The 10675-nt window shown below is 68.4% G+C and carries 8 protein-coding genes; 7 read left to right on the top strand and 1 reads right to left on the bottom strand.

Annotated features, from left to right (window positions below; genetic code table 11):
- Nucleotides 1-176: 176 nt before the first annotated feature.
- The 7 genes from VLF18_RS18640 to VLF18_RS18610 all read left to right on the top strand — a co-directional run bounded on the left by VLF18_RS18640 (nucleotide 177) and on the right by VLF18_RS18610 (nucleotide 8416).
- Nucleotides 177-833 (top strand): MotA/TolQ/ExbB proton channel family protein, encoded by a 657-nt coding sequence (locus VLF18_RS18640; protein ID WP_325281130.1) that lies wholly within the window; start codon nucleotides 177-179, stop codon nucleotides 831-833.
- Complete coding sequence (locus VLF18_RS18635; protein WP_325281129.1) at nucleotides 830-1261, top strand: biopolymer transporter ExbD; 432 nt, start codon at nucleotides 830-832, stop codon at nucleotides 1259-1261. The genes VLF18_RS18640 and VLF18_RS18635 overlap by 4 nt, the downstream gene beginning before the upstream one ends.
- Nucleotides 1258-3018 carry a lipid A export permease/ATP-binding protein MsbA gene (msbA, locus tag VLF18_RS18630; protein WP_325281128.1) on the top strand — a complete coding sequence of 587 codons (1761 nt, stop codon included), beginning with the start codon at nucleotides 1258-1260 and terminating at the stop codon, nucleotides 3016-3018. The genes VLF18_RS18635 and msbA overlap by 4 nt, the downstream gene beginning before the upstream one ends.
- Entirely contained in the window at nucleotides 3015-4022 is a 1008-nt protein-coding gene (gene lpxK, locus VLF18_RS18625; protein WP_325281127.1) for a tetraacyldisaccharide 4'-kinase, read from the top strand. Before msbA ends, lpxK begins: the two co-directional genes overlap by 4 nt.
- Before the next feature lie 49 nt (nucleotides 4023-4071).
- Nucleotides 4072-5640, top strand: a complete 1569-nt coding sequence (locus VLF18_RS18620; RefSeq protein ID WP_325281126.1) for a protein adenylyltransferase SelO — start codon at nucleotides 4072-4074, stop codon at nucleotides 5638-5640.
- 271 nt (nucleotides 5641-5911) lie between these two features.
- The gene (locus tag VLF18_RS18615) at nucleotides 5912-7081 is read left to right on the top strand and encodes an OprO/OprP family phosphate-selective porin (RefSeq protein WP_325281125.1); all 1170 of its coding nucleotides are present in this window, start codon (nucleotides 5912-5914) and stop codon (nucleotides 7079-7081) included.
- A 228-nt stretch (nucleotides 7082-7309) separates the two neighbouring features.
- Nucleotides 7310-8416, top strand: coding sequence for a glycosyltransferase (locus tag VLF18_RS18610; RefSeq protein ID WP_325281124.1), 1107 nt, complete (start codon nucleotides 7310-7312; stop codon nucleotides 8414-8416).
- A 230-nt stretch (nucleotides 8417-8646) separates the two neighbouring features.
- Here the strand turns inward: VLF18_RS18610 and VLF18_RS18605 are convergent, their stop codons facing one another.
- The gene (locus VLF18_RS18605) at nucleotides 8647-10479 is read right to left on the bottom strand and encodes a peptidoglycan recognition family protein (protein ID WP_325281123.1); all 1833 of its coding nucleotides are present in this window, start codon (nucleotides 10477-10479) and stop codon (nucleotides 8647-8649) included.
- Between the last annotated feature and the right edge of the window lie 196 nt (nucleotides 10480-10675).

Below are 10675 nucleotides of genomic sequence, written 5' to 3'. Positions count from 1 at the left end.
GCCCGGGCGCGGCGGCCGTCCGGTGCCGCGGTCGTGCCGGGCCGCGGCCGTTCCATGCCGCGATCCGCGCCGCACTAGACCTGCCGGATTCGCTGCTATGATCGGCGCGTTCGGCGCCCGCCCGCGCGCGCCGCGTTCCCTAGAGCTCGGAGTGATCGCACGTGCTTGAGATCCTGATGGCCGGTGGATGGGCGATGGTGCCCATCCTGATCTGTTCTGCGGTGGCGCTGGCCATCATCCTCGAAAGGTTCTGGTCCCTGCGCCAGAAGACCGTGGCGCCGCCGGAACTCGGCGAACAGGTCCGCACCTGGGCGCGCACGCGCAAGCTCGATCCCTCGCACATCGACACGCTCAGCAGGAACTCGCCGCTCGGCGAACTGCTCGCCGCCGCGCTGTCGGTGCGCAACCGCTCGCGCGAGATCATCAAGGAACGCATCGAAGACGCCGGCCGTCACGTCGTGCACCGGCTCGAACGCTATCTCAACACGCTCGGCACGATCGCGCTGATCTCGCCGCTGCTCGGACTGCTCGGCACCGTCATCGGCCTCATCCGCATGTTCCTCGCGGTCATGGTCCACGGCATCGGCAACGCGCAGCAGATGGCCGGCGGCATCGGCGAAGCGCTGGTCTGCACGGCGACCGGCCTCGTCGTCGCGGTGCCGGCCTACATCTTCCATCGCTACTTCCGCTCGCGCGTCTCGGGCCTCGTCGTGGTCATGGAAAAAGAAGCCATCGCGCTGCTCGACGAACTCGCCGCGCAGCAGCAGCCCGACGCGAACCCCGCGGCACCGAATACCGCCGTGCGCGCCGTGCGTCCGGGTGCGACCGCATGAAGCTCGGCGGTGCGCGTCGCGATGACGATTTCGAGATCAACGTGATCCCGTTGATCGACGTCATGCTGACGCTGTTGATGTTCTTCGTACTGACCGCGACCTTCGACCAGACCGCGCGCCTGCGCGTCTCGCTGCCGCAGGCCAGCGAATCGGCCGAGGCCGAGCCCGAGCTCGGCCTGACGATCCAGGTCGACAGCGACGGCCGCTATTTCATCGACAACAACGAAGTGCTGAACCCGAGCGTCGACACGCTGAAGGACGCGCTCGTGCAGATCGCGGGCGACGACCGCACGCGTCCGGTCATGATCCGCGCCGACGCGCAGACCGCGCACCAGGCCGTCGTGACGGTCATGGACGCGCTGGGGCAGGTCGGATTCACGCGGCTGTCCATCGCGACGACACCGCCGAAGGAAGCACCGAAAAAGTGAGCGTCGCCGCGCCGGCCAGCGCCGCGGCGACGTATCGGCGGCTCCTTGCGTATTCCGCGCGGCACTGGCCGATCGCCGTGCTCGCGGTGCTCGGCATGGCCGTCGACGCCGGCGCGACGGCCGGCTTCACCTGGCTCATCAAGCCGATGCTGGACGACCTGTTCGTGCGCCAGGACCAGAACACGATCTTCTGGATGCCGATCTTGATCGTCATCGTGTTCGTGCTGCGCGGCATCGCGACCTGGCTGACCGACTACGGCGTCGCGCGCGTCGGCCGCGGCGTCGTGCACAGCCTGCGCGAGCAGGTGTTCGCGCGCTATCTCGTGATGCCGGCGGGCTATTTCGATCGCGAAGCCTCGGGCCAGCTGATCTCCCGCGTCACCTACACGGTCGAGCAGGTCGCGCAGGCCAGCACCGAGGCGGTCAAGGTCATGATCGTCGACAGCCTGACCGTGCTCGGCATGCTGTTCGTGATGCTCTGGTACGGCGCGCGGCTGACGCTCGCGCTGTTCGTCATGGCGCCGCTGATCGCGGCCCTGGTCTGGTTCGTCGGCCGGCGCTATCGCCGCATCAGCCATCGCATCCAGCACTCGGTCGGTTCCGTCACCGGCGTCGTCGAGGAAGTCGTCGGCGGCCAGCGCGAGGTCAAGGTCTATGGCGGCGGCACCTACGAACAGCAGCGCTTCGCCGAGATCAACGAACACAATCGCCGGCTCAATCTCAAGGTCGCCTCGACCAACGCATTGTCGACCGCGCTCGTGCAGATCATCGCGGCGTGCGCGCTCGCCGGCGTGGTGTTCTTCGCAACGCGGCCGGCCATGCTCGCGCAGATGAGCGCCGGCAGTTTCATGGCGACGATCACTGCGATGATCGCGATGCTGCCCTCGCTCAAGCGCCTGACCACGGTGCAGGCCATGATGCAGCGCGGCGTCGCCGCGGCGCAGGATCTGTTCGCGATCCTCGACACGCCGGGCGAGCCCGACGGCGGCACCGCGCAGATCGCGCGCAGCCGCGGCGAGATCGCGCTCGAACGCGTCTCGCTGCGCTATCCGGGCGCGAGCAGCGACGCGCTGCACGAAGTCGATCTGTTCTGTCCGGCCGGCAAGGTCACCGCACTCGTCGGACGTTCCGGCAGCGGCAAGACCACGCTCGCGAGCCTGATCCCGCGCTTCTACGAACCCGGTACCGGCCGCGTGCTGCTCGACGGCCGCCCGCTCACGGAGTGGACGCTGGCGAGCCTGCGCGACCAGATCGCGCTCGTGAGCCAGCACGTCGTGCTGTTCAACGATTCGATCGCGCGCAACATCGCCTACGGCGCGCTCGGCGGCGCGACGCGCGAACGGATCCGCGAAGCCGCCGCGGCGGCCAATGCACTCGAATTCATCGAACGCCTGCCCGACGGACTCGACAGCCGCGTCGGCGAGGGCGGCGCGCTGCTCTCGGGCGGCCAGCGCCAGCGCATCGCGATCGCGCGCGCGATCCTCAAGAACGCGCCGATCCTGATCCTCGACGAAGCGACCAGCGCGCTCGACACCGAATCCGAACGACTGATCCAGGACGCGCTCGCGCGCCTCATGCGCGAACGCACGACGCTCGTCATCGCGCATCGGCTCAGCACGATCGAGCACGCCGACCAGATCGTCGTGCTCGACCAGGGACGCATCGTCGAAACCGGCCGCCACGACGAACTGCTCGCGCGCGGCGGCCACTACGCGGCGCTGCACCGCATGCAGTTCCACGACACCGCGGGCGCATGAACGCCGCGGCGCGGCGCGAACGCGTCTGGTATCACGGCGCCGAGGTGCCGATCAGCTGGGGCGTGCTCGCGCGCCTCTACGGCGGCGTGACCGCGCTGCGCCGGCGCGCCTATGCGCGCGGCTGGCTGCGCCGGCATCCGGTCGGCAAGCCCGTCGTCGTCGTCGGCAACATCAGCGTCGGCGGCACCGGCAAGACGCCGCTGACGATCGCGCTGGTCCGCGCGCTCGCCGCGCGCGGCCTGCGCGCCGGCGTCGTCAGCCGCGGCTACGGCGGCAGCGCCAAAGGACCGCTGCTGCTCGATGCGGATGCAACGCCCGCGCAGGTCGGCGACGAACCGCTGCTGATCCGCGATCTCGGCGGTGCGCCCGTCGTCGTCGGCCGCGATCGCGTCGCCGCGGCGCGACTGTTGATCGCGAGCGCCGACATCGACGTCGTGCTCGCCGACGACGGTCTGCAGCACTATCGGCTGCATCGCGACGTCGAGATCTGCGTGATCGACGGCGCGCGCCGCTTCGGCAACCGCCGGCTGCTGCCGGCCGGTCCGCTGCGCGAGCCGCTGTCGCGGCTCGAACACGTCGACTTCCGGGTCTGCAACGGCGGCCTCGCCCATGCCGACGAAGTCCAACTGCATCTGCGCGACGACGGCGCGCTGAACCTCGTCGACGGCCGTCATGTCGCGCTCGACGCGTTCGCCCATCGCCGCGTGCATGCGGTCGCCGGCATCGGCCATCCGCGCCGCTTCTTCGACAGCCTGCGCGCCGCGCGCATCGACGCGATCGAGCACGCCTTCGCCGATCATCATCTGTTCGGCCCGGCGGATCTCGCGTTCGGCGACGGCCTGCCCGTGCTCATGACCGGCAAGGACGCGGTCAAATGCCGCGCGTTCGCGCAACCGGACTGGTGGCAGGTCGCCGTGCAGGCGCAACTGCCCGAGCGCTTCCTCGATTCGGTCGCGGCGCGCATACGCGCGGCAGCTCTCGAAAGCGCAGCCCTCGAAAACTAGGGGCCGCGGCCGCATCTGCGAACGATCCCTCTTCGCTCCGGACAGCGCCGTGCTCGATTTCCGCTTCGACAATGCCTTCGTGCGCGAACTGCCGGGCGATCCCGACACCAGCCTGCAGTCGCGCCAGGTCGTTGGTGCGGCCTATTCGCGCGTGCAGCCGACGCCGGTCGCGGCACCGCGGCTGCTCGCGTATTCGGCCGAGGTCGCCGCGCTGCTCGATCTCGATCGCGCCGAGGTCGAATCGCCGGCGTTTGCCGAGGTCTTCGGCGGCAACCGCGTGCTGCCCGGCATGCAGCCCTACGCCGCGAACTACGGCGGCCATCAGTTCGGCAACTGGGCCGGCCAGCTCGGCGACGGCCGCGCGATTTCGCTCGGCGAGACGATCAATCGCGCCGGGCAGCGCTGGGAACTGCAGCTCAAGGGCGCGGGCCCGACACCGTACTCGCGCCGCGCCGACGGCCGCGCCGTGCTGCGATCCTCGATCCGCGAATTCCTCTGCAGCGAAGCGATGCATCACCTCGGCGTGCCGACGACGCGCGCCCTGTGCCTCGTCGGCACCGGCGAAGCGGTCGAGCGCGACATGTTCTACGACGGCCATCCGCGCGACGAACCCGGCGCGATCGTCTGCCGCGTCGCGCCGTCGTTCATCCGCTTCGGCAATTTCGAACTGCCGGCCTCGCGCGGCGACGCCGCGCTGCTGCGCCGGCTTGCCGACTTCACGATCGCGCGCGATTTTCCCGCGATCGCTGCCGCGCACGCGCCGGGCAGCGAGGCTGCGTATGCAGCATGGTTCGCCGAGGTCTGCGTGCGCACGGCCGTGCTGATCGCGCACTGGATGCGCGTGGGCTTCGTACACGGCGTCATGAACACCGACAACCTGTCGATACTCGGGCTCACGATCGACTACGGACCTTACGGCTGGATCGACAACTTCGATCCGGACTGGACGCCGAACACGACCGATCGCGAGCGCCGGCGCTACCGCTTCGGGCAACAAGTACAGATTGCGTACTGGAACCTCGGCTGCCTCGCCAGCGCGATCGCACCGCTGTTCGCCGCGCACGACGCGCTGCACGCGGGCCTGCAGCGTTTCGTCGAAACGTTCGTCGAGGCCGATCGCGCGAACATCGCGGCGAAGCTCGGCCTGCGCGACTGCGGCGACGACGACGTCGCGCGCATGCAGGCGCTGCACGCGCTGCTGCAGGACGCCGAGGTCGACATGACGATCTTCTTCCGCGGCCTCGCACGGATCGACGCAGGCGCGGGCACCGCCGCGCTGCGCGGAGCGTTCTACGACGAGGCGAAGTTCGCCGCCTCGCTGCCCGCGTTCGACGCCTGGCTGCAGGACTACGCGGCGAGACTCGCGCAGGACGCGATGCCCGACGAAGCGCGCCGCGCGCGCATGAACGCGGCGAACCCGTGCTACGTGCTGCGCAATTACCTGGCCCAGCAGGCGATCGATCGTGCCGAGGGCGGCGATCTCGGCGGCGTGCACGACCTGCTGGACGTATTGAGGCGTCCCTACGACGAACAGGCCGGACGCGAGGCATTCGCACAGCGCAGACCGGACTGGGCGCGCCAGCGGGCGGGATGTTCGATGCTGTCGTGCAGTTCGTGATGCACGCGACGTTGCGGTTCGCGGCGCTCCCGGCAACCCACGTTCTGCAACACGATCTGCATTAAGTTCCGCGATGGCGCGGTCGGCGGTTTCATCGCAACCGTTGTCGCGCGTCGCCGGCGTTCCGATACCGGATCGGCCAGTCTCCGTCGGCGTCATGGCGGTCTGATGACAGTTTTCGGCGTCACGCACGCGAGCGAACGACTGCAATATTTCCGTAACGAGCCCGACATACCCTGCGCGCCTCCCCAACGCTCACGGGCTTTTAACCATGAAACTGCGTACCCAGGGCCTTCTTGCTCTCGCCGTCACCGCGGCGCTCGCCGGCAACGCACACGCCGAGATCGCGATCGACGTCATCAACGGCAGTGAAGTCAGTCTCGAAGGCCTGATGCAGGCCGACGGCAGCTGGTTCCACAACGACGTCGCCGACCTCAATGCCGCCTCGCCCGCGGGCAACGACGGCAAGGACAGCGAATTCGACATGCGCCGCGCCGAAGTCATCCTCAAGGGCAAGGGCGGCCGCTTCGACTGGACCCTGGGCTACGACGGCAAGGCCAACAAGTACCTCGACGCCAACATCAAGTGGAAGCTCGGCACGAACTATCTGATGGCCGGCCAGTACAAGCAGCCGAACAGCCTCGAAGAACTGACGAGCACGCGCCACAACGATTTCATCTCCAAGGCCATGGTCACGAACCTGTTCGGCGTCGCGCGCCGCGTCGGCGTGGCCTACGGCGACGACCAGCCGAACTTCGGCTACCAGGTCAGCTATTTCGGCCGTGAGCTCACGCGCAACCTCAACCAGGGCCAGGGCTTCGGCGGCCGCGTCTACTTCGCGCCGATGGCCGAAACCGGCAATATCCTGCACTTCGGCGTCTCCGCGCTCGACTACGACACCGACGCCGACACCGCGCGCCCGCGCGTGCGTCCGGACGCCGACCAGGCGACGGTCCGTCTCATCGACACCGGCAACATCCTCAATGCCGACCGCCAGCGCACCTACGGCGTGGAAGGCCTCTGGGTCGGCGGTCCGATCAAGGTCCAGGCCGAATACATGCGCTCGACCGTGTCGCGCACCGAAGCGACGACGCTGCCCGACTGGACCGGCGACAGCTGGTACGTCTACGGCGTGTGGAACCTGACCGGCGAAACCTGGGGCTACAAGGCCGGCCTGCCGACCACGACGCTGCCGGACGACCCGATGGCCGGCATGTGGCAGATCGGCCTGCGCTACGACTCGACCAACCTCAACGACGGCAACGTCCGCGGCGGCGAAGAGCGCAACCTGACGCTCGGCGTGAACTGGTACTGGCGCTCGAACTTCAAGTTCATGGTCAACTACGTCAAGGTCGACAGCAGCAAGTACGTCAGCGCGCTGCGCGCCGAACTCGACGACAACCCGAACATCCTCGAAGCGCGCGCCCAGTTCTATTGGTAAGCCGCTGCGGGTAAGCCTTCGTACCGAGTGACGCAGACGACGCCGCGGGGCAGGGATATCCCGCGGCGTTTTTCGTTGTGGCGCGGTGATGGGCACGGCGGTTCGGCGCCGCAATAGCGGGGCGCCGCGCTGTCGGGCTTCGCCTGTGGCTCAACCCAACCTGCGGCTGGATGCATTGGCGCCGCAACACCGATTCCCGCACCCGCGGCGCTCAGGCAGAATCCGCCGATGCGCGTCTGTCTGTCCATGATCGTCAAGAACGAAGCAGCCGTGATCGAGCGCTGCCTGCGCTCGGTGCTGCCGCACATCGACAGCTGGGCCATCAGCGATACCGGCTCGACCGACGGCACGCAGGACATCGTCCGTCGCGTGCTCGCCGGCAAACCCGGCGAACTGATCGAGCGGCCCTGGATCGACTTCGCACACAATCGCAACGAAGCGCTGGATCTCGCGCGACGGCACGGCGAACTCGCATTGATCATCGATGCCGATGAAGTCCTTCAGGTCGCCGCGGACGCGCCGCGCCCGGATCCGTCGGCACCGGGATATCTGCTCGAACACGTGCAAGGCACCGCGCACTACTGGCGCGTCTGCATCGTGCGGCTCGACCTCGACTGGCACTGGGAAGGCGTACTGCACGAAGTGCTGCTGTCGAGCCGGGCCGATCACGTCGTGCGGCTGCCAGGCTGGCGGGCCGCGACGTTCGCCGACGGCGCGCGCAGCCAGCAGCCGGCCAGCGTGAAATACGGACGCGACGCCGAGATCCTGCGTCAGGCGCTGGAACGCGAGCCGAATCATGCGCGCTACACGTTCTACTACGCACAGAGTCTGCGCGACGCCGGCCGCATCGACGAATCGATCCGCGCCTACCGCCGCCGCAGCGAACTCGGCGGCTGGGACGAAGAAATCTACTACGCGAAACTGCAGATCGCGCTGCTGCTCGAGCGCTCCGGCGCGGGCCATGCGGACATCGCCGCCGCTTACCTCGACGCCTGCGACGTCCGCCCGTCGCGCGCCGAAGCGCCCTGCGAATTCGCGCGCTATCTGCGCCTGAATCGGCGCTACCGCATGGCCACGGTATTTGCACGCATCGCGCTCGAGCTGCCCGCATCGGACGACATGCTGTTCGTCGACGGCACCGTGCATGCCTGGCGCGCGAAAGACGAACTCGCCGTGTCGAGCTGGTATTGCGGCGACAGCGCACTCAGCGCGCAGCTCTGCGAGGAACTGCTCGTGGACGGGCAACTGCCGGACAGCGAACTCGAACGCGTCGAGACGAATTTGCGGTTCGCGGAATCCCTGCACGCGCAGCAGCAGGGGGCTGCCGTCGGCTGACGGCGCGCCGGATTTTTCATCCTCGTGATGCACGGCGAGCGGTGGGAGACCTCGATGTTGGGCTTCGCCTGCGGCTCAGTCCGACCTACGCGACGCCTGGCGCTTTTCGAGAGGTGATGGAAACCCTCCCCTTGAAGGGGAGGGTATGGGTAGGGATGGGTTTGCGGTTTCAGCCGAGAACCGCGGCGCAAAGCGCTTCGCCGCGTTTTCAACTCCCCATCCCCGCACGATCAATTGCTCCGCCACTGCACCTCGTCGATATACGCATTCACCGTATACGTCGTGTGCGCGCGTTCGAGCCAGATCGCATCGATCGTGACGTTCGCGGCGTCGATCGCGCCGTTGCCGCCGACCCAGGCGTTCCACTGGTTCGCATCCGCCAGATTCCACTCGACATAGGTCCAAGTGTTCGCGGCGACGCTGCGCAGCGTCGAACGCTCGGTCGCCGCGCCGTCGTCGATGCCGACGCCGACGCTGAAGCCCGCTCCGGCGACATAGACCCAGAAGCCCACGCGTCCGTTGCGCGCGACGCCGGTGTTGCTGCCGGCCGAGCCGCCGCCCGACAGGAAGCGCACGGCCCAGGCCTGGGAATCCGACGGATTGTCGACGAGCGTCAGATGCTCCGAACAACTGCCGACGTGCGAGACGCCGCAGTCGCGTTCCGCCGTCGATGTCGCATCGATGCCGGTCGTGCTGCCCGAATAGCTCGGCGTCGACGTGAAGTGGCCTTCATTGGTTTCGAAGGTGTCGAGAATGCGCGGCGTGCCGCCGCCCGAGCCCGGATTCAACAGCGTGTAGTAGCGGCGCCAGTCCCAGTTGATGCCCGGGTCGGTATGCGTGTTGTTCGGGAAGTGCTGGTGGCCCTTGATCTTGATCGAACTCGACAGCACGACGACGCCGCTGTGCGCCGCACCGTTATAGGCCGTCGCGCAGTTGATCCCGTGGCGCGAGCAGAAATGCCGCGTCAGCGCCGACGAGGCGTTGTACATCGCCGTCGTATACCAACTCGCATTGTTCACATAGCCTTCGTGCTCGATGCCGAGCGTATAGCCGTTCTCGGCGCCGATGTGATGCGCCGCCTGCGCTTCGCGCACCATCTGCGTGACCTGGCCGTCGGAGCTGCGGATCAGGTAGTGCGCGCTGACCGAGTACGGGTTGCTCTGGAACCACGAGATGCTGCCGGCGTAGGAGCCCTGCATCGTATGGATCGCGACGGCCGAGATCGACTGGCTGCGCGAATGGTAGTAAGGCGAGGTGACCCAGAGCGCCGGCCCGTAGTCGGTGCTCGACGGCACGGGGCCTGCGAGCGGCGCGTCGGACGACAGCGCTTCGGTGACCGGATCGATGCGCAGGCCGTCGACCTCGACGGCGCCGCGCTGCAGGTCCAGCCGCACGAACGGCGCGCGCTGGCGCAGCAGCGCGTCGGGCGCGAATTCGCGTTCCCAGGCGACCGGCCGCGCATCCACGCGAATGCCGTTGTCGTCGACGCCGCGGTCGAGCGTCAGCAGCACGTCATAGGCGAACGCCTCGCGCGCGAACGCGGCGATCGCGTCGGTCTTGCCGTCGCCATGACCGGCGTAGGCGGCGAGCAGCTCCGCCTGCGTCGCGCCGCGCGCAAGGCGCGACTGCGCATCGGCGAGCAGCGCCGCCGCGCCGAGCACATTCCAGTAAGGATCGCTTTCGACCTGCTTGCGCGACACGCCGAGCAGCGTCGCCGCGCCGCCGACCTGATCGCGGAATCCGTGGCCCGCGTACAGGCCCATGAGGCCGACGGCTGCGGGCGACTCGGGCACCGCATCGACGGCGCCGTCGAGCATGACCCAGCGGCTCTGCACGTAGGCGATCGCCTCGAGCGATCCGGCCGGCAGCTGCGGATGGCGCGCATAGGCCGCGGCGAAAAGAGCAGGGAAGTCGCGACGCGCCTGCGCCAGCGCGGCCTGTTCGCCTGCGGCGGCATCAACCGGTGTCAGGTCGACGGCCGGCGCGGGATCGCGCGACTCCGACCAGGCCGGCGCGGCGGCAAACAGCAGGGAAACAGCGAGGGTCAGGCAGGAACGACGCATGCGAGCTTCTCCAGTGACGACGAGGGTGAAAGGCATCGCGCGCCGCAGGGGACGACGCGCAATGGTGCAGGACCGGCCGTGCAGCGATGGCGGAACGGGCGATGCCGCGGCGCGACCGCAGCGCGCGAACTTGCATCAGTGCCGCGGCGGCGTCATTCCAAATCGATTCCAAAGGCCTGCCAAGCCGCGCGTACGC

The organism is Tahibacter sp., from assembly GCF_035481375.1.
In the GTDB taxonomy this organism is placed as follows: Bacteria; Pseudomonadota; Gammaproteobacteria; order Xanthomonadales; family Rhodanobacteraceae; genus Tahibacter.
This window is presented reverse-complemented; position numbering and strand designations above follow the sequence as displayed.

Excerpts from the sequence above, each read along its gene's own strand:
- lpxK (WP_325281127.1), top strand. The coding sequence starts at position 3,015 with ATGAACGCCGCGGCGCGGCGCGAACGCGTCTGGTATCACGGCGCCGAG.
- VLF18_RS18640 (WP_325281130.1), top strand. The coding sequence starts at position 177 with ATGGCCGGTGGATGGGCGATGGTGCCCATCCTGATCTGTTCTGCGGTG.
- VLF18_RS18615 (WP_325281125.1), top strand. The coding sequence starts at position 5,912 with ATGAAACTGCGTACCCAGGGCCTTCTTGCTCTCGCCGTCACCGCGGCG.
- VLF18_RS18605 (WP_325281123.1), bottom strand. The coding sequence starts at position 10,479 with ATGCGTCGTTCCTGCCTGACCCTCGCTGTTTCCCTGCTGTTTGCCGCC.
- VLF18_RS18635 (WP_325281129.1), top strand. The coding sequence starts at position 830 with ATGAAGCTCGGCGGTGCGCGTCGCGATGACGATTTCGAGATCAACGTG.
- VLF18_RS18610 (WP_325281124.1), top strand. The coding sequence starts at position 7,310 with ATGCGCGTCTGTCTGTCCATGATCGTCAAGAACGAAGCAGCCGTGATC.